This window comes from Ruegeria sp. AJ12 (genome assembly GCF_056536245.1).
The window spans coordinates 2,843,183-2,866,365 of record NZ_JBQFJJ010000001.1; the positions used below are offsets into that span (position 1 = coordinate 2,843,183).

Consider the following 23,183-nt stretch of genomic DNA (forward strand, 5'->3'; position numbering starts at 1 on the left):
CGCTGATGTCTCAATTCCGCGCGCCCTTCGATGATCCTTCACCGCCCTCATCAAGGGATGTGAACGTGTCCGACACCGTGCGCCGCGTGGACAGGGCTGTCCACCAATCATTCAGCGTCGGTCTGGATTGAAGCACCGCCTGTGCACCCGGCGCTCGGCGAAACGCATCGATCATTGGGAACAAGAGCCAATCCGCCGGTCCAAAGCTTTTGCCGTTGAGCACCACGGCCTCGCACGCAATCTCTTCCAATGCGTCCAAAACCCGATCCGCGCGTGCGAAACCGGCGACGATCTCATCCGGGATTGGTGTTTCGCCCTTTGCCGGAGCAAACACAGCATTTACGTAAACCTGCCGCACCAACGGCCAATACACGTGGGCGTTGACGATGCCTGCCACCTGAGCGGCTCGCGCAAGACGCAGAGCCTGATCGGGGTCGGGTTGGGATTGAGTATCACCGTAACAGGCATCGAGATAGATCAGGATGGCCCAGGTTTCGTAGATCCGAAGACCATCAGCCACCAGAACCGGAACCTGCCCGAACGGATGCAGCGCAACCTCTTGCTCAAACGGGTCTGCCTCTTGCCAGTGATAGTCCAGCGCCAGTTCGGCTAATGCAATCCGCACCGCCCGCGTATAGACGCTGTGGCTATACCCGATGAGGAGGAGATCACTCACTTCCTTCTTCCAACCGAACCAGTGCGACCCCGGCCTCGACCTGTGCGCCCGCCTCAGCCAGCACCTCGGCCACAACGCCATCCCGGGCGGCCAGCAAGGAGTGCTCCATTTTCATGGCCTCCAATATGGCGAGCCGGTCGCCTTCCTTGACCGCTTGGCCGGTCGTGGCAAACACCGCTTTGACAAGCCCTGGCATAGGCGCTTCAACCACGTTCGTATCACCAGCAGCGCTGGCATCGCGGTCCAGCGGGTCGGCGATTTCAAAGACCTGCCCATAGTCTTCGAACACGGTGATCTGCGTACCGGCAATGGCCACACGCGGCATCGGTTTGCCATCGATGGTCCATGTTCCGCCGCGGTGCTGCGCCAGGATTTGAGTGTCCTTTACCTGCCAAACCTGCCGATCTTGTCCTTCGACCTGTACATCCAGGTCGATGGCCTCGCCGTTTCGGATCAGTTGCACCGCCCGGTGCAGCGGCGCCCACAGTGTAAAGCCGGTCTCGGGCTTGGTCCCGACCAGACCGAGTGCAGTCATCGCCGCCGCGACAAACGTGCGGGGGCTCGGGGCGGCGTCCCGAACCGACCCGTCGAGATCCCGCCCGATCAGACCGGTATCGACATCGCCCGAGGCAAATCCGGCATGCCGCGTCAGAGCCCCAAGAAACGACAGATTGGTGACCGTCCCGGCAACCTCGGTCTGCCGCAAGACCCGGTGCAGGTTTTCAAGCGCTACGGCGCGCGTTGGCCCATGCACCACAACCTTGGCGATCATAGGATCGTACCAAGGGCTGATCGTATCCCCTGCCCGCACGCCACTGTCGGCACGACATTGGGATGGAAACTTTAAATGCGTCAGTGTGCCGGTTGCTGGCAAAAATCCTTTGGGCACGTCCTCGGCATACAACCGGGCCTCGAACGCATGGCCGTTGATCGTCAGGTCGCCTTGCTGCTGCGGCAAGCTCTCCCCAGCGGCCACACGCAATTGCCATTCCACCAGATCAATACCGGTGATCGCCTCGGTCACAGGGTGCTCGACCTGCAGCCGTGTGTTCATCTCCATGAACCAGAACCGGTCCGGCCGCAGCCCGTCCGACGCATCGACGATGAACTCAACCGTTCCTGCGCCCTTATAGCCAATCGCCTCGGCCGCCCGAACACCGGCCTGCCCCATCGCCGCGCGCATCTCGGGCGTCATGCCGGGGGCCGGAGCCTCTTCGATCACCTTCTGGTGGCGGCGCTGCAACGAACAGTCGCGTTCGAAGAGATGCACGGCATGGGTGCCGTCACCAAACACCTGCACTTCGATATGACGCGGTTTGGCGACGAATTTCTCGACCAGGACAGCATCATTCCCGAATGCGGTGCGCGCTTCACCCCGGGCACTTTCCAGCGCCTCGGCAAAGGTATCGGGTGTGTCGACCAAGCGCATCCCCTTGCCGCCGCCGCCAGCAACAGCCTTGATCAGTACCGGATAGCCGATAGTGTCCGCAGCCCCCGCCAAATGGTCAGGGTCCTGATTGTCACCATGATAGCCCGGCACCACCGGCACACCCGCCTGTTCCATCAGCACCTTGGCCGCGTCTTTGAGGCCCATCTTGCGGATCGCATCCGCCGATGGCCCGATGAAGGTCAGGCCTGCGGCCTCGACGGCATCTACAAAATCAGGGTTCTCTGACAGGAACCCGTACCCCGGATGGATCGCCTGCGCGCCCGTATCCAGCGCAGCCTGAATGATCACATCGCCCTTCAGATAGCTCTCGACCGGGGCAGCGCCTCCGATGTGAACGGCTTCATCCGCCATCTGTACATGCTTGGCAGTGGCATCCACATCCGAATAGACGGCCACGCAGGACACACCCATCTTTTGGGCCGTTTCCATCACCCGACACGCGATCTCGCCCCTGTTGGCAATCAGGATCTTGTTGAACATCAGCGCTGTTCCTCCGCCAGATCTTCGACCATACGAAACCGTTCACACACCAGCTCCATTTTCAGATCGAATCCGCCATTTCGCTCGAAATACCGGCGGTGATCTTCGCGCCATCCCTCAAGCGTCTCGTTCTCGCCCTCGGCCAGCGCAAACTCTTCGGTCACATCGCAATATCGGCAGATGGTGACCTCGACGGTTTCAATGACCAGAGCCGGTGAATCATCCCAGTTCAGTGCAATGTCGCGACGGCCAGGTTCCGGCATTCCCGCGCTGCCTTCGGGATAATCCCGCAGCGCGCCGCAGGTGGCGGTTTTAACTCCCGCACGTACCAATGTCAGCAACTCTGCACTCAGGACTGCATTATCGCCAAACTTGAAAGTCTGCGCACCGGGGTATCGGGTTTTCACTTTTTCGAGAATGCTGCTCATCTCACATCCTGAACACGCCGAAACGTGTCTCCTCGATCGGGGCGTTCAACGCGGCACTAAGAGACAGGGCCAGCACATCGCGCGATTTGCGTGGGTCGATGATCCCGTCGTCCCACAACCGCGCCGACGCATAGAGGGGATGCGATTGCTCCTCAAACATATCCAGCGTCGGGCGTTTGAACTCAGCCTCTTCTTCGGCCGACCACGAGCCACCCTGCCGCTCAATGCCGTCGCGTTTGAGTGTCGCCAGAACGCCCGCAGCCTGCTCTCCGCCCATCACAGAAATGCGGGAATTCGGCCAGGTCCATAGGAACCGCGGCTGATAGGCGCGGCCTGCCATGCCGTAATTCCCGGCCCCGAACGAGCCGCCCACCAACATGGTGATCTTGGGCACCGAGGTCGTGGCAACCGCCGTGACCATCTTAGCCCCATGTCGAGCGATGCCTTCGTTCTCGTATTTCCGACCGACCATGAAGCCGGTGATGTTCTGCAGGAACACCAGCGGGGTTTTGCGCTGCGAACAGAGCTCAACAAAATGCGCGCCCTTCTGTGCGGCCTCAGAGAATAACACACCATTGTTGGCGATGATCCCGACCGGGCAGCCTTTGACGTGGGCAAATCCCGTCACCAGCGTTTCGCCAAAGCGCGGTTTGAACTCGTCAAAGCGCGAGCCGTCGACCAACCGCGCGATCACCTCGCGGATGTCATAGGGCGTGCGCAGGTCAGCGGGGACAACGCCGAGGATTTCATCGGGGTCATAAGCCGGCTCTTCCGGCGCTTCGAACTGCAGGCCAGGCTTCGGCCCTGCCCCGCCCAGCGACCCGACCGCCCGACGCGCCAAAGCCAGCGCATGGGCATCATCTTCGGCCAGATAGTCCGCCACGCCGGACAGGCGGGTGTGCACGTCGCCACCGCCCAGATCCTCGGCAGTCACGACCTCGCCTGTCGCGGCCTTGACCAGCGGTGGACCAGCCAGAAAGATTGTGCCCTGCTCTTTCACAATGATCGTCACATCCGACATCGCGGGCACATAGGCCCCGCCCGCCGTGCACGAGCCCATCACGACCGCGATTTGAGCGATCCCCTTCGCGCTCATCCGCGCCTGATTGTAAAAGATGCGGCCAAAGTGATCTCGGTCGGGGAAGACCTCATCCTGATTGGGCAAGTTCGCACCGCCGCTATCAACCAGGTAGATACAGGGCAGATGATTTTCCTCGGCAATCTCCTGCGCGCGCAGGTGCTTCTTGACGGTCATCGGATAGTACGTGCCACCCTTCACGGTGGCGTCGTTGCAGACCACCATGACCTCGCGCCCCTGCACCCGGCCAATCCCCGCAATGACCCCGGCACAGGGCGCGGCATCGCCGTACATCCCATGCGCCGCCGTTGCCCCAATTTCAAGGAATGGGGAGCCCGGGTCCAGCAGGTTCGCCACCCGTCGCCGCGGAAGCATCTTGCCGCGCGAGACATGGCGGTCCCGAGATTTCTCACCGCCCCCCATGCGGGCGGCCTCGGCAGCGGCTGAGATTTGCGCCAGCGCGCCGAGATGAGCCGCACGGTTTGCCTTGAAGCCCTCGGAGGTGGACATAGCTTTGGAAGCGAGTTTCATTTGCATACCTCTATTTTCAAGGACCGATTGGCAACTGGAAGCGCAATGAAAACCACGGCAATACCAAACAATATTGATTTTCCCAATAATCCGATCGGCACCCAACTTGGGAACAAAGACACCCCATCGACGCCGAACAATCCCATCATTCCAAAGGCGAACCAAAAGACGGTCACGAGGGTGCAAGCTACTATTGCATGGATGAGACCAGAACCGCTCGCAACTCTGAGCTTCTCATTGCATTTTCCACATTCAACGAAAGGTATGTAGCCCTCACTGCCCTTCGCTGTATTTGCGACATTCCACGTGACAGGTGCGTCGCAACAAGGGCATCGGAGCCCACTAATCTTATCGAATATTTTCATTCCCCAACACCTCCCCCGCCGCTCGCGCCTTAAGTTCTTTCCGGATCACCTTCCCCGTCACCGTCATCGGCAATTCCTCCAGAAACGCCACTTCACGCGGGTAGGAATACTGCGCCAGACGGTCTTTAACCCAATCCTGCAGCTCCGGCCCTGTCGCCTCTGCCTCCGGTTTCAACACCACATAGGCCTTCACGATCTCGGTTCTCAACGGATCGGGCTTGCCGACCACGCCCACCGTTGCCACCGCCGGGTGGGTCAGCAGACAATCCTCGATCTCGGCGGGGCCGATGCGGTATCCGGCAGAGGTGATCACATCATCATCGCGGCCCACGAAGCGTAGATAGTCGCCCTCCCAGACGCCCCGATCCCCGGTGATCAGCCAATCGCCCCGGAATTTCTCAGCCGTGGCCTCCGGCCGGTTCCAGTATTCCAGCATCATTGAGGCCGAGCCACGTCGGATGGCCACATCGCCTTCGTCGGTCGTAGGCGTGCCCTCTTCATCAACTACAGCCACCTCATGCCCCGGCACCGGTTTGCCGATACAGCCGGGCCGGACCGGGAAATCCTCAGCACAGGAAGAAACGACCATATTGCATTCGGTCTGGCCGTAAAATTCGTTGATCGTCAGGCCAAATGCCTGTTGCCCCCAGGCCAGCATCTCGGCCCCCAGTGGCTCCCCGCCGGACGCAACCGAGCGCAGGCCCGGTATCCGCTGATCCGCCGCCTTGAGCATGCGCAGCGCCGTCGGCGGGAAAAATACGTTCCGCACCGCTCCGCGTGCAACGATGTCGGCACAGGCTTCGGGTGTGAACTTGTCCAGCCGGGCTGCCACGACGGGAATACCCAGCGCCAATCCGGGCATCAGCACATCGAACAGCCCGCCGATCCAGGCCCAGTCTGCGGGGGTCCAAAGGCAATCGCCGTCACGCAGGTGGTTGTGGCTGATCGAGACCCCCAGCAGGTGACCGGTCAAAACCCGATGACCATGCAGCGCGCCCTTGGGGCTGCCGGTGGTCCCCGAGGTGTAGATCAGGACTGCCGGATCCTCCGGCCCTGTTTCCATATATGGCAGCGGCGCACCGGGCTCACCGATCTCGGACGCAAGCAATGGCAAGGCAAGACCGCCGAGAAGCTCCGATCCTTCGGTATCTGTCAAAACGACCTGTGCGCCCGCATCCTGGATGCGCGACCGCAGCGCATCCTGTTTGAACAGCTTGAACAGCGGCACCGAAATCGCGCCGATCTTCCAGATGGCCAGATGCGCGGCGGCGCACCATGGTGACTGGCTGAGCAGGACCCCGACCCGATCCCCGGCTTGCACCTTTGACAAGAGCACGCGGGCAATCCCATCGGTCATATGCACCAATTGCCCATACGTGACGTTTTGCCTCTGACCTCCTGTGAGATCAACCAGAGCCACCCGATCCGAGGGATGCTCAAGGCACTGACGCGCCATATTCAGGCGGTCTGGCAGGTCCCAGCCACAATCAGGACGCAAACCCGGTATGCGTCCGGCGCCTAGCACGGCAAATTTTCCTTGTTTTCGGCACGTTTCCCGGCGGTTCGAGCGGCGGGTTTCACGGAAATTTGATGCAGATCAGTGTGAGCACGATCCGGGTCTGCGAAACGGGAGGCATCAACACAACAGAAGGCACGACAATGACCAAGACACTCGCCGCTTTGACTCTTTCCACTGCTTTGGTGGCGCTCGCCGCGCCCGCTTTTGCACAATCGCAGGGTGATTGGACCCTGGGTATCGGTGTTGGCTATCTGGACCCGAAGTCCAATAACGGCACGGTTGCGGGCTTTGACGCGGACGTCGATTCCGACACCCGCCCGATTTTCACCGCCGAATACTTCATTCGCGACAACCTGGGCATCGAATTGCTGGCCGCAACCCCGTTCAGCCACGACATCACCCTGGGGGGCAGCGTGGATGCCGGCAGCACCAAGCACCTGCCGCCGACCCTGTCGCTGAACTACCACTTCCCGACCAACAGCGCCTGGAAGCCTTATGTAGGTGCCGGTCTCAACTACACGATCTTCTTTGACGAGCAATCGCCCCTGGGTGATCTGGAGCTCGACAACTCCTTCGGCGTCGCATTGCAGGCCGGTCTGGACTACATGGTCACGGACAAAGGTGCTGTGCGTCTGAACGTCCGCTGGTTCGATATCGACTCGGACGTGACGCTGAACGGCGCCGATATCGGCACCGCCGAAATCGATCCCTGGCTGATCGGCGTATCCTACGTCCATCGCTTCTGATCCTTATAATCAAACGCCCTGCAGGTCATTTGACGGCAGGGCGTTTTCTGTGTTCAGAGCATTTCGTTCATCATCTCACGACCCACCAGCATCCGGCGGATTTCGCTGGTTCCTGCTCCGATCTCCATCAGTTTCGCATCCCGGAAGATCCGGCTGACCGCCGAATCCGCAAGGAACCCCGCCCCACCCATGGCCTGAACGGCCTGATGCGCCTGCACCATCGCCTGTTCCGAAGCATATAAACAGCACGCTGCCGCATCCTGTCGGGTCACGTCGCCACGGTCGCACGCCTTGGCGACCTCGTAGACATAGGCCCGGGCCGAATTCATCGCGGTGTACATATCCGCGATCTTGCCCTGCATCAGTTGAAAGCTTCCGATCGGTTTGCCGAATTGCTTGCGCTCGGCCAGATACGGCATGATTTCGTCCAGGCAGGCGGCCATGATCCCGGTTCCGATCCCGGCCAGCACAACGCGCTCGTAGTCCAGCCCCGACATGAGAACGGCAACACCCCTGCCTTCTTCGCCCAGCACGTTTTCAAAAGGGACTTCGACGTCTTCAAAGATCAGCTCGGCGGTGTTCGAGCCGCGCATACCCAGCTTGTCGAAATGAGGTGAGGTCGAGAACCCGGTCATCTCTTTCTCGATCAGAAAGGCCGTGATCCCCTTGGAGCCGGCATCGGGATCGGTCTTGGCATAAACAACCAACGTGTCCGCATCGGGCCCATTGGTGATCCAGTACTTGTTCCCGTTCAATCGGTAGTGATCGTTCCGCTTTTCGGCCCGCAACTTCATCGAAACAACATCGGATCCGGCGGACGCCTCGGACATGGCCAACGCGCCAACATGATCCCCGGATATCAGGCGCGGCAGGTATTTCCGTTTTTGCTCGTCGGTCCCATTCAGTTTGATCTGGTTGACGCACAGGTTCGAATGCGCCCCATAGGACAAAGAGACCGAGGCAGAGGCGCGTGCAACCTCTTCGACCGCGATCGTGTGCGCGAGATAGGACATCTCCGCGCCGCCATATTCTTCAGGGACCGTGACCCCCAAAAGGCCAAGCTCGCCCATCTCTTTCCACAACTCGTTCGGAAAGGCGTTGGACTGGTCGATTTCGGCGGCCATCGGTTTGATCCGCTCCTGCGCCCAGCGATGCACCATCTCGCGCAGCGCGTTCACATCTTCACCCAGATCGAACTGCATCGTCGCCGTGAACATACGCGCTCTCCTCCTTCGCGTTAATGAACAACTGTTCAATAACTAAGTAGCAGCGAATCTCCACCCGGTCAATCATTGCTGGCGACTGCGGACAGAAACGCAAAACGCCGCCCGGGTCGGGCGGCGTTTTCCAAACTGTCGAGCGTGCGCCACAGGCGCACTCATTTGGATTACGACTGATACACGGCTCCGACCTCTGCACGGATGATACGCGCGATCAGCCCGCAGTCGGCCAGAGAAAAAGTCAGCGGGACACGCATGTCCATGATCCCGGCCAACACACGATCACTTTTCGGCATCCTGTCGCTGTCGACGTAACGCCAGCTGTCATAGCGAGACGTGAAGCCGGTGGGTTCAGCACCACCAAACCATTTCAGTTCCACACCTCGTTTTGCGCAGCGGGTGATGACCTCGGCAATGCGCGCGGGTGACCAATCCAGCAACAGGAACTGAATCGACGACCCGACATAGGTCTCAGCTTCGGGCCGCTCGACAAGTGTCAAACCGGGCGTTCCGCGCAGGCCGCTTTCAATCTCGTGATACCGCTCATTCCAGCGCTGCACCTGGCGGTCCAGATCCTTCAACTGTGGGCGCAGGATTGCGGCGCGCAGATTGTCCATTCGGCCCGATACATTGGGCGTCGTGTACTTGATCTGTTCAAACACGTCCGGCCCGGGCGACGCCAGATGCCGTTCAAACAGCATGTATGACCCGGACAGCATGGTTGCCTTGGCCGCCAGTATCTCGTCATCCGTGACCAGCAAACCGCCTTCGCCCGAGTTGACATGCTTGTAGGTCTGGCAGGAATAGCACCCAATCGCTCCCTGACATCCGGACAGCTGCCCTCGCCATGCCGCACCCATCGTATGCGCGCAATCCTCGATCACCGTCACGTCGGCCGCGTCGCACATCTCCATCAGCCGATCCATGTCGCAAAGATGACCGCGCATATGGCTGAGCATCAGCACGCGGGCCTGATCCAGCTTGGCCCGAAGATCGTCGAGATCGATGGTAAGGTCCTCTGTTACCCCGACAAAAACCGGTTTTGCCCCTACGGAGGCAATCGCGCCCGGCACCGGTGCAAGGGTGAAGGCATTGGTCAGCACCGGTTCGCCCGGCTGAACATCAAGCGCCCGCAATGCCGTAGCCAACGCATAGCCGCCCGACGACACGGCCAGACAGTATTTCGCGCCCATTTGCGCGGCGAATTCCTGTTCCAGCAATGCAACCTCGCCCAGTTCCCCCGGCGCAACGTTGTACCGGTGCAACCGCCCGTGGCGCAGAACGGCCACAGCGGCCTCGATTGCCTCTTCGGGGATGGGTTCCTGCTGCGTGAAGCTGCCAGTGAATGTTTCGGTCATGGCTTTGTTCTGGGTCTCTCAAAGGGTCAGGTCAAGCGGTCACGCTGCCGCTCCGATTAACTCGGATACAATCTCGGGCAAATCACCAAAATGATGCAGTAATGCGTCTGGCTCCAAGGCCGCCATGTCTGCGCCGGACGGACCAAACGTGACCAATACGGACGGCACGCCCGCCGCCCGGGCTGTGTTGCGGTCCGTATCCGAGTCGCCAATCAGGACACACATCTCGGGATGACCCCCTGCCCGCCGTGCCGCCTCGCGCAAGGGTTCGGGATCCGGCTTGCGCACCGACAGCGTGTCTGCGCCCACGAGCGAGGCAAACCGGTTCCGCACACCCATCCGCGTCAGCAGCAGATCGGCAAGCGCCTCAGGCTTGTTGGTACAGATGCCTATGCCATAGCCAGCGTCTGCAAGCACCTGAACCGCTTCCAGCGCACCCGGGTAGAACTGAGTGTGGGTATCGATGTCCTGGGCATAAGCCTCCAACAGCATGGGATAGTAGGCTTTGATTGTACGTTCGTCATGTGCGCCGACCCGCTTCAGACCGTGGCTCAGCATCATCCGCCCGCCGCGCAGGGCCACGGCGGCATCCTGTTCCTGAACCAGCACATCGCCATGTCCCATGTCCCGGAAACAGTGGTTGGCCGCAGCCAGCAGATCACCGGATGTATCCGCCAAAGTGCCGTCCAGATCGAAGATGACCGTGCGCATTCTGTCTCCTTGCTCGGCAGGATTCCGCCATATCGTGTTGCAAACGGCAATCTTGTTTGATTGGCGAACCGCTTGCGCCTTTGCCCTCAGCGGATAAAACGGACGACAACAAAACAAAAGAGAAAATGATTTCATGACCACTGCCCTTGTCATCCTTGCCGCCGGAAAAGGCACCAGGATGAATTCGGATATTCCAAAAGTGCTGCATCCTATCGCGCAAACACCGATGCTGGTGCACGCCATGCGGGCCGGTGCGGCGCTGTCGCCTGAACACATCGTCATTGTGACGGGCCACGGGTCCGAGGCGGTGGCCAAGGCCGTTGCGGAAGAGGATGAAACGGCGCAGGTCGTGGTTCAGCAAGAGCAACTCGGTACGGCGCATGCGGTCGCACAGGCCCGCGACGCTCTGTCGGGTTTCGACGGCAACGTGATTGTCCTCTACGGCGATACGCCCTTCATTGATCCTAAAACCCTGCAACGAATGACCGAGGCCAGAAAGTCATTTGATCTGGTCATGCTGGGTTTTGACATTGCCGAAGTTCAGCCACGCTATGGCCGGTTGATCATGGACGGTGAGCGCCTGGTGGAAATCGTCGAGTACAAGGACGCAACAGAAGAACAACGCGCCATTCGGTTTACCAACAGCGGTCTTCTGGCCTGCGACGGGAGTCTTTTGTTCGATCTGATCGATGAGGTCAGCAATCAGAACGCATCAGGCGAATACTATCTGACCGAACTGCCCGCATTGGCCAATGCGCGTGGGTTGTCCGCGACGGCAATCAAGTGTGACGAGGCCGAAACGCTCGGCGTCGACTCGCGCGTTGATCTTGCGGCCGCAGACAAAGCCTATCAGTCCCGCGCCCGCACCGCATTGATGCGGCAGGGTGTGACACTGATGGCGCCGGACACGGTGTACTTGTCAGCCGACACAGTGATCGGGCGGGATACGGTGATTGAACCCAACGTTGTGTTCGGACCCGGAGTGACCGTGGAAAGCGGCGCAACGATCCGGGCGTTTTCGCATCTGGAGGGATGCCATGTCAGCCGTGGCGCCATCATAGGCCCCTACGCCCGGCTGCGCCCCGGCGCGGAACTGGCCGAGAATACCCGTATTGGCAACTTCGTCGAGATCAAGAACGCCGAGATTGCCGAGGGCGCCAAGGTCAACCACCTCAGCTATATCGGCGATGCCTCCGTTGGTGCGGCCACGAATATCGGGGCCGGTACAATCACCTGCAACTATGACGGGGTGATGAAGCACCAGACGACGATTGGCGAGAACGTGTTTATCGGCTCGAACACCATGTTGGTGGCTCCGGTCACGCTGGGCGACGGCGCGATGACTGCGACCGGAACCGTCGTGACCCGCGACGTTGAGCCCGATGCGTTGGCGGTTGCCCGTGCGCGTCAGGACAACAAGCCGGGCTATGCACGCAAGCTGTTTGACATTTTGAAGGCGAAGAAGGCTCGCCGGGACAAAGGAGCCTGAACCATGTGCGGAATTGTGGGCGTTCTGGGGCAGCACGAAGCAGCCCCCATTCTGGTCGAAGCGCTGAAGCGGCTCGAATACCGCGGGTACGACAGTGCGGGGATTGCAACCGTCAACGATGGCGCGCTGGGCCGTCGGCGTGCGGTCGGCAAGCTGGTTAACCTAAGCGATCTGCTGGTGCATGATCCCCTGCCCGGCAAGTCCGGCATCGGCCATACACGCTGGGCCACCCACGGGGCACCGTCGGTCAACAATGCGCACCCGCACAAGGCGGGCCCGGTTGCCGTCGTGCACAACGGCATCGTTGAAAACTATCGCGAATTGCGGGCCGAATTGTCTGAACACGGGATCGGGTTCGAAACCGAAACCGATACGGAAACCGTGGCCTTGATGACCGAGCACTTTCTCAACTCCGGGCTCTCACCGGTCGAAGCGGCGTTCAAGACCATCGACCAGTTGCAGGGTGCCTTTGCGTTGGCTTTCCTGTTCGATGGCCAGGATGATCTGATCGTGGCCGCGCGCAAAGGGTCGCCGCTGGCCATCGGACACGGTGACCAGGAAATGTACGTGGGGTCCGACGCCATCGCACTGGCTCCGCTTACCGACAGGATCACGTATCTCGAAGAAGGCGACCGGGCTGTCCTGACCCGCACCTCGTTGGAAATTCGAAACGAATCCGGCGAGCTGGCCAATCGTGAAATGCGCAAGATCAAACTGGACCATGCGCGCACGGACAAAGCTGGCCACAAGCACTTCATGGCCAAGGAAATCACCGAGCAACCCGTCGTGGTGGCCGAAGCGATCCGGTCCTACCTGCCGGCTGCCGGGGACCGGGTTGTTCTGCCTGACACCGATCTGGATTTTGCCAAGCTGGACCGGCTGACAATGGTGGCCTGCGGCACGGCCTTTTATGCCTGTCTCACCGCCAAATACTGGTTCGAACAACTGGCGCAGATGCCCGTCGAAGTCGACATCGCCAGCGAGTTCCGCTATCGCGAACCTCCGATCTCGGACCGTACGCTGGCCCTGTTCGTCAGCCAATCAGGCGAGACTGCCGACACGCTGGCGGCGCTGCGTTATTGCGAAGGCCGGGCGGACAAGATCGTGTCAGTCGTCAATGTCCCCGAAAGCTCGATTGCCCGGGAAAGCGATATCGCCCTGCCGATTCATGCGGGTGTGGAAATCGGCGTCGCGTCGACCAAGGCGTTCACCTGCCAACTGAGCGTGTTGCTGATGCTCGCGCTCAAAGCCGCTGCGGACCGCGGAACCCTGAGCGAAGAGGAGCTGGCCGATCATGCCGCCGCGCTGCGCGGCTTGCCTTCTGTGCTGAACACGGCCCTAGATCAGAACCGGGCCATCCGCAGAGCCGCCCAGCGCCTGTCCGAGGCCCGGGATGTTCTGTTTCTTGGGCGCGGCCTGATGTATCCGTTGGCTATGGAAGGCGCGCTGAAACTCAAGGAAATCAGCTACATCCACGCCGAAGGGTATGCGTCAGGCGAGCTGAAACACGGCCCCATCGCCCTGATCGACAAACACATGCCGGTGGTGGTCATGGCGCCGCGCGACGCGGTGTTCGACAAGACCGTTTCCAATATGCAAGAGGTTATGGCCCGCAAGGGAAAGGTCATCCTTGTCTCGGATGACGATGGCATAGCCGAGGCCGAAGATGGTGTCTGGAGCACAATCCGAATGCCGCATGTCCATCCCAACCTGGCCCCGATCCTCTATTCGGTTCCGGCACAGCTGTTGGCCTACCATACGGCAGTTGCAAAGGGCACGGATGTGGACCAGCCGCGAAATTTGGCAAAATCCGTCACGGTAGAATAGCAGCGGAGCGCCCAGGGTGAGCACACGCGAGATAGATGGCGAAATGCGGCGGCTGCTGCTCCTGCTGCAGGGATCGAAAGAGCGTTATCAACTTTACTTGGCGAACGGCAAAACGTTCCGCCATGCAAAAACGCTGCGAGAGAATAATCAGAAAATCCTAGACCTCATAAACGGGGCGGATTTTGATACGGACCCGGACCTGACTTCGGCCCTTCGGGACCTTGCCGACCATTTGCGGGATTGGTCCGGTTGCTGGGACAGAGAAAGTGATGCCCGATCGCCAGAAGATGACGATGTATTCGTGTTCACAGGTTACAAAACCTACCCCAGACATCTCGACCCGTTGCTGCAAGCCCACATGACTTCGAACGACACGTGAGACTGGACCCGGCACCAGTGGCACCGTAGATTCTGCCGCAATGCACAACAGTTCTTGGAGCCATGCATGGCCAAGCAATTCTCGGAAATCGACCCGGCACACCAGAGCTTCATCGAAGATCAACACATGTTCTTCGTCGGCTCGGCCGCAAAAGATGGCCGCGTCAACATCTCGCCCAAGGGAATGGATTCGCTTCGGGTTTTGGGGCCGAACCGGATAGTCTGGATGAACCTGACCGGCAGCGGCAACGAAACAGCCGGACACCTGCTCGACGTCAACCGCATGACCCTGATGTGGTGTTCCTTCACCACCCGCCCCCTGATCCTGCGCACCTATGGAACCGCACGCACGATCTATACCGAAGACAACGATTGGAACACGCTGAGTACACTTTTTCCAAGCCATCGCAGCGCTCGGCAAATCTACGATGTCGACATCGATCTGGTGCAGACGTCCTGCGGCTACGCCGTGCCTTTCATGGAGTACCAGTCGGAGCGTGACACCATGCAGAAATGGGTGGATGGAAAGTCGGACGATGAAATCCGCAGCTATTGGACGGGCCGGAACCAGCATACCATCGACGGCAAACCCACAGGCGTGCCGGTCTAGGTCGCCATGTTGCAGGACTATCTCGATCAGATCAAAGCGCATGCTGACCCCGAACGCGCCACCCAGATGGCGTCTTATCACAAGGCAGATCGCCCATACCTCGGAGTGCCAAACCCGGTCCTGAACGATCTGACCAAAGCGTGGCGGCGCCAACTTGACGTGCCCGGCCGGGTCAGATTGGCGGACGCTTTGTGGCGGACGAACATCCACGAGGGGCGTCTGGCCGCGGCAAAACTGCTGACGCAGGCCCGCATCCGGCCCGATATCGCGGTCTGGGATCTGCTGCAAAGCTGGCTGCCCGATTTCGATGCATGGGCGGTGGCGGATCACGCGTGCATGGCGATGCAAAAACGGTTGTCCGCCGACCCGTCGCGGCTGGATCAGGTCGAAACCTGGACAACATCAGACCATATGTGGACCCGGCGCGCTGCGTTGGTGGCCACCCTGCCCTGGACCAAGCAAAACCATCCCAAGCCCGAGGACCTGCAGCGCCGCGACCGGATACTCGGCTGGGCCGCCGGGTACGTACCGGACCGCGACTGGTTCATTCAGAAATCCATCGCATGGTGGCTGCGCGAACTGTCAAAGCATGATCCCGAACGCGTCCTTGCGTTTCTGGCAGCATACGGAGACGCCATGAAACCGTTTGCGCGCAAAGAAGCGGGCAAATACCTCAAAGGTCAGTTGGCGTAGACCTCAACCTCGACCAACTCGTCAAACGGTATCAACAAAGCCCGCATGGCATCCAGCGACAACCGGCTGCCGCCACCCTCGGGGCCCGACGCCGGTATCAGTGTGATGTAGGCCTGCGCGCCGGTTCTGGGCACGACTACGCGCCCCGTGAATTCGGTATCGACCAGTGGTGTCTGCATCCACCGCCCGGGCGTCGTCGGATCGCCCAATCCTGCAACCGTTGTCTTGGCGCCGGCCCATCCCGCACCCGCCGCAACGGGCTCGAGCTCCGGGGTTTCGTCGACAACCGCGGGCTCGGTCTCGGCGGGCGCCCTAGCGCCGCCAAACACGCGATCCGTCGTTGATCGTACAGCATCGCAGCCAGCCACCAGAATACACATGATCACAAGCACATATCTCATGGGTCGAGCCTATAGGCCTGCGCGCATCTGCACCAGCCCAAAGCACAGTTCACCCTTGTCGCGGGCCTGTTCCAGCTTTACCTATGTCGCATGACAGCCCCGCTTATCGATCCATTCGCCCGCGCCATCACGTATCTCCGCGTTTCCGTTACGGATCGCTGTGATTTTCGTTGTGTTTACTGCATGTCCGAGAACATGACGTTTCTGCCCAAAAAAGAGCTGCTGACGCTGGAAGAACTGGATCGGATGTGCTCGACCTTTATCAAAATGGGTGTCGAAAAGCTGCGAATTACCGGTGGCGAACCCCTTGTCCGCCGCGACATCATGACGTTCTTCAATGCGATGACGCGGCATCTGGACAGCGGCGCGCTGAAAGAGCTGACGCTGACCACAAACGGGTCACAACTCAGCCGGTTCGCCGACGACCTGTATGCTGCCGGCGTGCGCCGGATCAATGTCTCGCTGGATACACTGGACGAAGACAAGTTCAGCGCGATCACCCGGTGGGGCCGCCTGAAACAGGTGCTGGCCGGTATCGATGCGGCGCAAAAGGCAGGTTTGCGGGTCAAGATCAATGCCGTTGCCCTGAAAGACTTTAACGAAGAGGAACTGCCCCGGATCACCGAATGGTGCGCCGAACGGGACATGGACCTGACCTGGATCGAGGTTATGCCCATGGGGGATATCGGCAACGAGAACCGGCTGGGCCAATACTGGTCGCTCAAGGACGTGCGGGCGGAATATGAAAGCCATTACACGGTCACGGATCTTGCTGAACGCACAGGTGGGCCCGCGCGCTATGTCCGCCTTCATGAAACCGGACAAAAGATCGGGTTCATCACACCGCTTTCACATAACTTCTGCGAAAGCTGCAACCGGGTGCGCCTGACCTGCACCGGCGAGTTGTATATGTGCCTAGGGCAAGAGGATATGGCCGATCTGCGGGGCCCGCTACGCGATCACCCGGACACTGAAGAACCGCTTGAGAACGCGATCCGCGCTGCGATCAACCTCAAACCCAAGGGCCATGATTTCGACTATTCCCGCCAACAGATCGACGGTCAGGTCAGCCGTCACATGAGCCACACAGGCGGCTGACATGCCGGACCAATCTGGCCGTCCGACGCTGCTGTACCGTTTGTACTGCGGCCTGGCAGCCATTGCCGCGCCGATTGCCTGGCGCGCGGTGCAGAGAAAGCTGGCGGCCGCAGATGTGTCGGACATTCGGCAGAAGGAAAGGCTGGGTCATGCCAGCCTGCCGCGACCATCCGGGCGGTTGATCTGGTTTCACGCTGCGAGCGTTGGTGAAAGCCTGTCTGTACTCAGCCTGATCACACGTCTGGGCGAGCGCTTGCCGGATGCCGAATTCCTGATCACCTCAGGCACGCCCACGTCTGCCGCCTTGATCCAAAAGCGATTGCCGCCCCGCACACGCCACCAGTATCCGCCACTGGACACGGCTCGCCCGGTTTCCCGGTTCCTGAGACACTGGAGGCCGGATGCCGGGATCTTTGTCGAAAGCGAAATCTGGCCCCGCCTGATCGTCGAAAGCGCCAACAGCGGCGTTCCACTGGCTCTTCTCAACGCGCGCCTGTCCGACAAATCCGTCGCTGGATGGAAAAAAAGACCCCGAACCGCACGGTTCATTCTGACTCATTTCCGGCTGTTTCTGACCCAAAACGAAAGAACCGCCACAAATCTGACTGCCATGGGCGCACCTGCCGACCGGGTGCATCCCGGCACCAATCTGAAGGCAATGTCCGATCCTTTGCCGGTGGACGCGGCGACGCTTGAAGAGGTCCGGAAACAAGTCCCCAATCGGCCGGTCTGGGTTGCCAGTTCCACCCACGCTGGCGAAGAGGAAACCGTTCTGAGCGCGCACAAACGACTGTTGGACCGCTGGCCCGACCTGCTGCTGCTGCTGATCCCGCGCCACCCGGACCGGCGCCGGGACGTTGCGGCGGTCCTGGACAGTGCCGGTCTGGCGGCTGCTTTTCGCGCTGCAGGTGATCAAATCTCCGGGGACACGCAGGTCTATGTGGCTGATACTCTTGGGGAAACCGGCACATGGTATGCCTTGAGCCCCATTGTTTTTCTGGGGGGATCCCTGAAAGAGATCGGCGGCCACAACCCCTTTGAACCTGCACAGGCCGGGGCTGCCGTGATCACCGGGCCGGGTTACTTCAATTTTGCCGAAACTTTCGCGCCGCTGATCACAACCGGCGGCGCTATTGAAGTCCGCTCGGCACAAGACCTGGCCGAGGCCGTCCAAACCTGGCTGGCAGATGACACCGCCCTGGCGCAAGCGCGCAGCGCGGCCCGATCCTGCGTTACCACTCAGAAAGACGCACTGAACACGGTCACAGACACGCTCTGCAGGTCTCTCAACCTCGCCGGATCGACATCGGATCCCTCTTCATCTGGCTAAAAATACCTCGGGGAGCGCGAGGGGCTGGCCCCTCGCCCGTAGACGCCCTTAATCAGGCTGCAGGCATCCGTTGCTCGACGATCTCAGCCCACCAACTGCACCCCGCCGGAATGGTCTCGTCATTAAAGTCGTACTCGGGATGGTGCACCATCGCCGTATCCCCGTTGCCGACCAGAATGTAGGCACCGGGGCGCTCTTCGAGCATAAAGGCAAAATCCTCGCCGCCCATGACAAGCGGGGCCTCTTCGCAATCACCGGACACCGATCGCGCAACATCTGCGGCAAAGTCCGTCTGCTCGGTGCTGTTCACCATTACCGGATAGCCTCGGATATAGGTGACATCCGCCGTGCCCCCGAACGTGGCCGCTATTCCATTGCAGATCTCGTTGATCCGCCGTTCGGCCAGATCGCGCATGTCCTTGCTCATGGTCCGCACCGTGCCCTTGATCTGAACCGTCTGGGGGATCACGTTGAACGCCTTTGACGATGTCTCAAACGACGTCACCGAAACCACGACCTGATCGATCGGGTCTGCGTTTCGCGACGCGATCGTCTGCAACGCCAGCACGGCCTTGGCGGCAATGATGGTCGTGTCCACGGTCTCATGCGGTTTGGCGGCGTGGCCGCCATGGCCTTCGAATGTGATGTCGAACTGATCGGTGGCGGCAAAGAACGCACCGGGGCGGATCGAGAAACTGCCGACCGGCTTGCCAGGCCAGTTGTGCATTCCATAGACCTCCTGAATGTTCCAGCGGTCCATCATCCCGTCGTCACACATTTCACGACCCCCGCCGCCGCCTTCCTCGGCGGGCTGGAAGATCACCACAACGGTACCGTCAAAGTTACGGGTCTCCGACAGGTATTTCGCAGCCCCCAGCAGCATCGCCGTGTGACCGTCATGGCCACAGGCATGCATGGCGCCGGGTGTTTTCGAGGCATAGTCCAAGCCGGTTGCTTCGTGGATCGGCAGCGCATCCATGTCGGCACGTAGCCCAATGACCTTTCCATTGCTGTCAGCCTTGCCTTTGATGACACCCACGACGCCGGTGCGGCCTATGCCGGTGACCACCTCGTCGCAGCCGAACTCTTTGAGTTTGTCGGCGACCAGAGCGCTGGTGCGATGGGTATCGAACAGGATTTCCGGGTTCTCGTGAATGTCACGTCGCCACGCGGTGATTTCATCCTGCAGCTCGGCAAAGCGGTTTTTGACTGGCATGTGTTCTCTCTCTCCTACGTCAAGCCGCCGGCATCCGGCGCTCGACCATTTCCGCGAACCACGAGCATCCGATCGGGATGATCTCGTCGTTGAAGTTGTATTCGGGGTGGTGCAGCCCGGCGCTGTCGCCGTTGCCCAGCACGATAAAGGCACCCGGACGCTCCTCCAGCATGAAGGAAAAGTCCTCACCCCCCATCACCATGGGGGCCTCGGCGCAGCTGCCGCCGACCGAGATCGCCACCTCTTCGGCATATCCCGTCTGTTCCTTGGCGTTGATCGTTACGGGGACACCATGTGTGTAGGTCACCTTAACCGTGCCGCCCATGGTGGCCGCAACCCCTTCGGCAACCTCCGTCAGACGCGTTTCGATCATGTTGCGCATGTCATTGGAATGGGTGCGCACCGTCCCTTTCACGCTGGCCGATTGCGGGATCACGTTGAATGCGTTCGAGGAGGTCTCGACCGAGGTCACCGACAAAACACCCTGCTGGATCGGGTCGGCGTTGCGCGAGATCACGGTCTGCAAAGCGACAACCAACTGGGACAGCATCACCGTTGTGTCGACAGTATCATGTGGTTTGGCCGCGTGGCCGCCATGCCCTTCCAGATGGATCTCGAACTCATCCGCCGCGGCCAGCAACGGCCCGGACCGAATTGCGAATTGCCCCGTGGGAACGCCCGGGACATTGTGCATGGCATAGACTTCCTGAATACCGAACCGGTCCATAAGACCGTCTTTGCACATCGCCTCGGCGCCATTGCCGCCTTCTTCGGCGGGCTGAAAAATCACAACTGCGGTGCCGTCGAAGTTTCGGGTTTCCGCCAAATACTTCGCAGCCCCCAGAACCATCGCTGTGTGACCGTCATGCCCGCAGGCATGCATCGCATTTGGTGTCTGTGACGCATACTCAAGACCTGTCTGCTCCTGCATCGGCAGAGCGTCCATATCGGCCCGCAATCCGATCACCCGGTTTTGCGTATCCGTCTTGCCGCGAATGACACCCACTACACCGGTCCGGCCAATGCCGGTGACTACCTCGTCACAGCCGAACTCTTTCAGTTTCTCGGCCACCAAGGCGCTGGTGCGATGGGTGTCGTACAGAATTTCCGGATGCTGGTGAATGTCGCGCCGCCACCCGGTGATCTCTTCATGCATCTCTGCGAGGCGGTTTTTTATCGGCATGTCATTCTCCCTGTATCAGGCGACGGGCATTCGTCGTTCCACAAGCTCGGCAAACCAACTGCAGCCGGCGGGAATCGCGTCGTCGTCAAAATTGTATTCCGGGTGGTGGCACATGGCCGTGTCCCCGTTGCCAACAAAGATGTAGGCTCCGGGCCGTTCTTCAAGCATGTACGCAAAATCTTCGGACGGCATGATGGGATCGGTGTTCTCGGTCACTTTGCCCGCGACCGCGGCCGCGGCCTCAGCCGCATGCGCTGTCTCCGCTTCGGAATTTACCGTTGCCGGATATCCCGGTGTCCAAACAATCTCGGCCCTGGCCCCAAACGCCGAGGCCGTGTCTTCGGCAATTCTGCGCACCCGCTCTTCCGCGACCGAACGATACTCAGGATCAAGTGTCCGGACCGTGCCTTGCAGGCGCACCGTATGTGCAATCACGTTGGAGGCGGAACTGTCGGTCTCAAAGGTGCCGACCGTCAGAACGACCCGCTTGATCGGATCGACGGTGCGCGACACAACCGACTGCAGCGCCACAACGATGTGCGCGGCCACAAGCGTGGTATCGACCGCGTCATGGGGTGCTGCCGCGTGCCCACCCTTGCCGGTTACGACGATCTCGAACTCATCGGACGAGGCCAGTAACGCGCCCGACCGGATCGCAAATTCTCCGACCGGAAGACCGGGCATGTTGTGCATTCCATAGACTTCCTGAATGCCCCACCGATCCATCAGCCCGTCCTGACACATGGCGAGCCCCCCTGCGCCACCCTCTTCTGCCGGCTGAAAGATCAACACGACCGTGCCATCGAAATTCCGCGTCTCGGCAAGATACTGAGCGGCACCGAGCAGCATCGAGGTGTGCCCGTCATGCCCGCAGGCATGCATCTTGCCGGAAACGGTCGAGGCGTAGTCCAGTCCGGTTGCCTCTTCGATCGGCAACGCATCCATATCGGCGCGCAATCCAACCACGCGCCCTTGGGTGTCCTCGCGCCCCCGGATCACCGCGACAACGCCGGTTTTGCCAATCCCCGGCGTGATCTCATCCACGCCGAACTCGCGCAGGCGATCCACGACAAAGGCAGCGGTTTCGTGGACGTCATACATCAGTTCGGGATGGGCGTGCAGATGACGGCGCCATTTGGTGATTTCGCTGTGCATTTCCGCAAGCCTGTTCTTAACCGGCACTCCAAAACCTCCCTCTAAACATCTGACACGTCGTTGAAACGGGTCAGCCGGACAGCTTGTCCACCAGACGTTCCATGAATCGATGCCCGGCATCGAACTGGGCAGCCGAAATAAACTCGTTGGGTTGATGCGCCTGCGCAATATCACCCGGTCCGCAGATGACAGCGGAATACCCTGCCTCCTGAAACTGGCCCGCCTCGGTGCCGTAGCTCACGACATGGCTGGCATTGTCCCCGGTCAGGGCGCGTACCAACGTCTCAGCCTCGCCATCCTGTTCCGGAACGAGCGCCGGCACCGCGAAACTTTCAGAGACCTCGATTCGGGCTTCCGGGTGAACCGCTTGCATCTGCGCCTCGGCCTTGCAGACTTGCTGCAGATAAGCATCGCGCCACTGTGCGGCCTTTTCCCCGGGTACGACACGAAAATCCATCATGAACCGACAGTCTTTTGCAGTGATGTTATGGGCCGTGCCGCCCTGAATCATGCCGACATGGCAGGTGGTCCAGGGGGGGTCGAAAACCGCTGCAATATCACTTGGCTCAGCGGCCCGGTTTTCGACGTTTCGCGCGTTGGCCCAGTCGATCAGGGGGGCGGCTTCCATGATCGCATTCACGCCCGTATGCATGATCGAACTGTGAACTTCGAACCCGATGATATGGGTGCCGTAGCCAAAGCCACCTTTGTGACCAGTGACTGCCTGCATCATCGACGGCTCGCCGACAATCACGGCCGACCCCTTCGGCAGCACGCCCTGCATCGCTTCGATCATCGGAGGCGCGCCCGTGCACCCGACCTCTTCGTCAAAACTGAGCGCCAGCTGTAAGGGGCGTTTCACTCCTGCATGCTGCGCTTCGACCAGAGCCCAGATGGCCAAGGCATCAAAGCCCTTCATGTCACAGGTCCCACGCCCGAAATACTTACCGTCCTTTTCGACCACTTCAAACGGGTCGGTGTCCCACGGCTGGCCATCAACAGGCACCACATCCGTATGGCCCGAAAGGACGATTGCGCCATCTTCCACCGGCCCGACATGGGCGAACAGGGCCGCCTTGTGCGGTTGATCCGGATCGGGCCAGCGGTGAGGTTCGATACCATGATCGCGCAGGTAACCTTCGACCCAATCCACCAGCGGCAGGTTGCTGTCGCGGCTCACCGTCGGGAATGAGATCAGCCTGGTCATGATCTCCAGCGGCGTCAGACGCTGTGGCATCGGC

Annotated in this window: 21 protein-coding genes; 8 read left to right on the forward strand and 13 right to left on the reverse strand. The window is 60.3% G+C overall.

Going from position 1 to position 23,183, the window contains the following annotated elements; translation table 11 throughout:
* Nucleotides 1-10 precede the first annotated feature (10 nt).
* From ACR3E0_RS14220 to ACR3E0_RS14240, 5 genes are all read right to left on the reverse strand, one after another.
* Nucleotides 11-676, reverse strand: a complete 666-nt coding sequence (locus ACR3E0_RS14220) for a glutathione S-transferase family protein (RefSeq protein WP_480479464.1) — start codon at nucleotides 674-676, stop codon at nucleotides 11-13.
* Nucleotides 669-2,606, reverse strand: a complete 1,938-nt coding sequence (locus tag ACR3E0_RS14225) for an acetyl/propionyl/methylcrotonyl-CoA carboxylase subunit alpha (protein ID WP_480479465.1) — start codon at nucleotides 2,604-2,606, stop codon at nucleotides 669-671. The genes ACR3E0_RS14220 and ACR3E0_RS14225 overlap by 8 nt, the downstream gene beginning before the upstream one ends.
* Complete coding sequence (locus tag ACR3E0_RS14230; protein ID WP_480479466.1) at nucleotides 2,606-3,034, reverse strand: ASCH domain-containing protein; 429 nt, start codon at nucleotides 3,032-3,034, stop codon at nucleotides 2,606-2,608. Before ACR3E0_RS14230 ends, ACR3E0_RS14225 begins: the two co-directional genes overlap by 1 nt.
* A gap of 1 nt (nucleotide 3,035) precedes the next feature.
* Nucleotides 3,036-4,643, reverse strand: a complete 1,608-nt coding sequence (locus ACR3E0_RS14235; protein WP_480479467.1) for a carboxyl transferase domain-containing protein — start codon at nucleotides 4,641-4,643, stop codon at nucleotides 3,036-3,038.
* A gap of 348 nt (nucleotides 4,644-4,991) precedes the next feature.
* A complete protein-coding gene (locus tag ACR3E0_RS14240; protein WP_480479468.1) occupies nucleotides 4,992-6,533 on the reverse strand; it encodes an AMP-binding protein in 1,542 nt (513 codons plus the stop codon).
* Between the two features lie 134 nt (nucleotides 6,534-6,667).
* Here ACR3E0_RS14240 and ACR3E0_RS14245 point away from each other — a divergent pair, with 134 nt between their 5' ends.
* Complete coding sequence (locus tag ACR3E0_RS14245; protein ID WP_480481051.1) at nucleotides 6,668-7,273, forward strand: OmpW/AlkL family protein; 606 nt, start codon at nucleotides 6,668-6,670, stop codon at nucleotides 7,271-7,273.
* Nucleotides 7,274-7,326: 53 nt separating this feature from the next.
* Here ACR3E0_RS14245 and ACR3E0_RS14250 read toward each other — a convergent pair whose 3' ends face one another.
* The 3 genes from ACR3E0_RS14250 to ACR3E0_RS14260 form a co-directional block, all read right to left on the reverse strand.
* Nucleotides 7,327-8,490 carry an isovaleryl-CoA dehydrogenase gene (locus ACR3E0_RS14250; protein WP_480479469.1) on the reverse strand — a complete coding sequence of 388 codons (1,164 nt, stop codon included), beginning with the start codon at nucleotides 8,488-8,490 and terminating at the stop codon, nucleotides 7,327-7,329.
* Nucleotides 8,491-8,660: 170 nt separating this feature from the next.
* Nucleotides 8,661-9,851 carry a DegT/DnrJ/EryC1/StrS family aminotransferase gene (locus ACR3E0_RS14255; RefSeq protein WP_480479470.1) on the reverse strand — a complete coding sequence of 397 codons (1,191 nt, stop codon included), beginning with the start codon at nucleotides 9,849-9,851 and terminating at the stop codon, nucleotides 8,661-8,663.
* Nucleotides 9,852-9,890: 39 nt separating this feature from the next.
* On the reverse strand, nucleotides 9,891-10,562 hold the full coding sequence (locus tag ACR3E0_RS14260) for an HAD-IA family hydrolase (protein WP_480479471.1): 672 nt from the start codon (nucleotides 10,560-10,562) through the stop codon (nucleotides 9,891-9,893).
* 133 nt (nucleotides 10,563-10,695) lie between these two features.
* Between ACR3E0_RS14260 and glmU the strand changes: the two genes are divergently transcribed.
* The 5 genes from glmU (at nucleotide 10,696) to ACR3E0_RS14285 (ending at nucleotide 15,559) form a co-directional block, all read left to right on the forward strand.
* Entirely contained in the window at nucleotides 10,696-12,051 is a 1,356-nt protein-coding gene (glmU, locus tag ACR3E0_RS14265; RefSeq protein WP_480479472.1) for a bifunctional UDP-N-acetylglucosamine diphosphorylase/glucosamine-1-phosphate N-acetyltransferase GlmU, read from the forward strand.
* Between the two features lie 3 nt (nucleotides 12,052-12,054).
* Nucleotides 12,055-13,878: a glutamine--fructose-6-phosphate transaminase (isomerizing) gene (gene glmS, locus ACR3E0_RS14270; protein WP_480479473.1), complete on the forward strand. Its 1,824-nt coding sequence runs from the start codon at nucleotides 12,055-12,057 to the stop codon at nucleotides 13,876-13,878.
* A gap of 16 nt (nucleotides 13,879-13,894) precedes the next feature.
* Entirely contained in the window at nucleotides 13,895-14,257 is a 363-nt protein-coding gene (locus ACR3E0_RS14275) for a hypothetical protein (protein WP_480479474.1), read from the forward strand.
* Nucleotides 14,258-14,323: 66 nt separating this feature from the next.
* Nucleotides 14,324-14,866: a pyridoxamine 5'-phosphate oxidase family protein gene (locus ACR3E0_RS14280; RefSeq protein ID WP_480479475.1), complete on the forward strand. Its 543-nt coding sequence runs from the start codon at nucleotides 14,324-14,326 to the stop codon at nucleotides 14,864-14,866.
* A 6-nt stretch (nucleotides 14,867-14,872) separates the two neighbouring features.
* Nucleotides 14,873-15,559: a DNA alkylation repair protein gene (locus ACR3E0_RS14285; RefSeq protein WP_480479476.1), complete on the forward strand. Its 687-nt coding sequence runs from the start codon at nucleotides 14,873-14,875 to the stop codon at nucleotides 15,557-15,559.
* On the opposite strand, the gene ACR3E0_RS14290 is transcribed toward ACR3E0_RS14285, so the two are convergent.
* A complete protein-coding gene (locus tag ACR3E0_RS14290; RefSeq protein ID WP_480479477.1) occupies nucleotides 15,547-15,960 on the reverse strand; it encodes a hypothetical protein in 414 nt (137 codons plus the stop codon). The two genes, ACR3E0_RS14285 and ACR3E0_RS14290, sit on opposite strands and share 13 nt — an antisense overlap.
* A gap of 90 nt (nucleotides 15,961-16,050) precedes the next feature.
* On the opposite strand from ACR3E0_RS14290, the gene moaA reads away from it, so the two are divergent.
* Nucleotides 16,051-17,058 (forward strand): GTP 3',8-cyclase MoaA, encoded by a 1,008-nt coding sequence (gene moaA, locus ACR3E0_RS14295; protein WP_480479478.1) that lies wholly within the window; start codon nucleotides 16,051-16,053, stop codon nucleotides 17,056-17,058.
* Between the two features lies 1 nt (nucleotide 17,059).
* Entirely contained in the window at nucleotides 17,060-18,388 is a 1,329-nt protein-coding gene (locus ACR3E0_RS14300; protein ID WP_480479479.1) for a 3-deoxy-D-manno-octulosonic acid transferase, read from the forward strand.
* Nucleotides 18,389-18,440: 52 nt separating this feature from the next.
* Here ACR3E0_RS14300 and ACR3E0_RS14305 read toward each other — a convergent pair whose 3' ends face one another.
* Genes ACR3E0_RS14305 through argE form a run of 4 tightly spaced genes read right to left on the reverse strand, consistent with a single transcriptional unit; the run spans nucleotide 18,441 to nucleotide 23,179 of the window.
* Nucleotides 18,441-19,604: a M20 aminoacylase family protein gene (locus tag ACR3E0_RS14305; protein ID WP_480479480.1), complete on the reverse strand. Its 1,164-nt coding sequence runs from the start codon at nucleotides 19,602-19,604 to the stop codon at nucleotides 18,441-18,443.
* 19 nt (nucleotides 19,605-19,623) lie between these two features.
* Nucleotides 19,624-20,787: a M20 aminoacylase family protein gene (locus ACR3E0_RS14310; protein ID WP_480479481.1), complete on the reverse strand. Its 1,164-nt coding sequence runs from the start codon at nucleotides 20,785-20,787 to the stop codon at nucleotides 19,624-19,626.
* A 15-nt stretch (nucleotides 20,788-20,802) separates the two neighbouring features.
* Nucleotides 20,803-21,969: a M20 aminoacylase family protein gene (locus tag ACR3E0_RS14315; RefSeq protein WP_480479482.1), complete on the reverse strand. Its 1,167-nt coding sequence runs from the start codon at nucleotides 21,967-21,969 to the stop codon at nucleotides 20,803-20,805.
* Nucleotides 21,970-22,012: 43 nt separating this feature from the next.
* On the reverse strand, nucleotides 22,013-23,179 hold the full coding sequence (gene argE / locus ACR3E0_RS14320; RefSeq protein WP_480479483.1) for an acetylornithine deacetylase: 1,167 nt from the start codon (nucleotides 23,177-23,179) through the stop codon (nucleotides 22,013-22,015).
* Nucleotides 23,180-23,183: the final 4 nt, after the last annotated feature.

What these genes read in the sequence shown, in the direction of transcription:
- ACR3E0_RS14225 (WP_480479465.1), bottom strand. Translation starts at nt 2,606, where the DNA reads ATGTTCAACAAGATCCTGATTGCCAACAGGGGCGAGATCGCGTGTCGG.
- ACR3E0_RS14230 (WP_480479466.1), bottom strand. Translation starts at nt 3,034, where the DNA reads ATGAGCAGCATTCTCGAAAAAGTGAAAACCCGATACCCCGGTGCGCAG.
- ACR3E0_RS14235 (WP_480479467.1), bottom strand. Translation starts at nt 4,643, where the DNA reads ATGAAACTCGCTTCCAAAGCTATGTCCACCTCCGAGGGCTTCAAGGCA.
- ACR3E0_RS14245 (WP_480481051.1), top strand. Translation starts at nt 6,668, where the DNA reads ATGACCAAGACACTCGCCGCTTTGACTCTTTCCACTGCTTTGGTGGCG.
- ACR3E0_RS14250 (WP_480479469.1), bottom strand. Translation starts at nt 8,490, where the DNA reads ATGTTCACGGCGACGATGCAGTTCGATCTGGGTGAAGATGTGAACGCG.
- ACR3E0_RS14255 (WP_480479470.1), bottom strand. Translation starts at nt 9,851, where the DNA reads ATGACCGAAACATTCACTGGCAGCTTCACGCAGCAGGAACCCATCCCC.
- ACR3E0_RS14260 (WP_480479471.1), bottom strand. Translation starts at nt 10,562, where the DNA reads ATGCGCACGGTCATCTTCGATCTGGACGGCACTTTGGCGGATACATCC.
- glmU (WP_480479472.1), top strand. Translation starts at nt 10,696, where the DNA reads ATGACCACTGCCCTTGTCATCCTTGCCGCCGGAAAAGGCACCAGGATG.
- glmS (WP_480479473.1), top strand. Translation starts at nt 12,055, where the DNA reads ATGTGCGGAATTGTGGGCGTTCTGGGGCAGCACGAAGCAGCCCCCATT.
- ACR3E0_RS14280 (WP_480479475.1), top strand. Translation starts at nt 14,324, where the DNA reads ATGGCCAAGCAATTCTCGGAAATCGACCCGGCACACCAGAGCTTCATC.
- ACR3E0_RS14285 (WP_480479476.1), top strand. Translation starts at nt 14,873, where the DNA reads ATGTTGCAGGACTATCTCGATCAGATCAAAGCGCATGCTGACCCCGAA.
- ACR3E0_RS14290 (WP_480479477.1), bottom strand. Translation starts at nt 15,960, where the DNA reads ATGAGATATGTGCTTGTGATCATGTGTATTCTGGTGGCTGGCTGCGAT.
- moaA (WP_480479478.1), top strand. Translation starts at nt 16,051, where the DNA reads ATGACAGCCCCGCTTATCGATCCATTCGCCCGCGCCATCACGTATCTC.
- ACR3E0_RS14300 (WP_480479479.1), top strand. Translation starts at nt 17,060, where the DNA reads ATGCCGGACCAATCTGGCCGTCCGACGCTGCTGTACCGTTTGTACTGC.
- ACR3E0_RS14305 (WP_480479480.1), bottom strand. Translation starts at nt 19,604, where the DNA reads ATGCCAGTCAAAAACCGCTTTGCCGAGCTGCAGGATGAAATCACCGCG.
- ACR3E0_RS14310 (WP_480479481.1), bottom strand. Translation starts at nt 20,787, where the DNA reads ATGCCGATAAAAAACCGCCTCGCAGAGATGCATGAAGAGATCACCGGG.
- argE (WP_480479483.1), bottom strand. Translation starts at nt 23,179, where the DNA reads ATGCCACAGCGTCTGACGCCGCTGGAGATCATGACCAGGCTGATCTCA.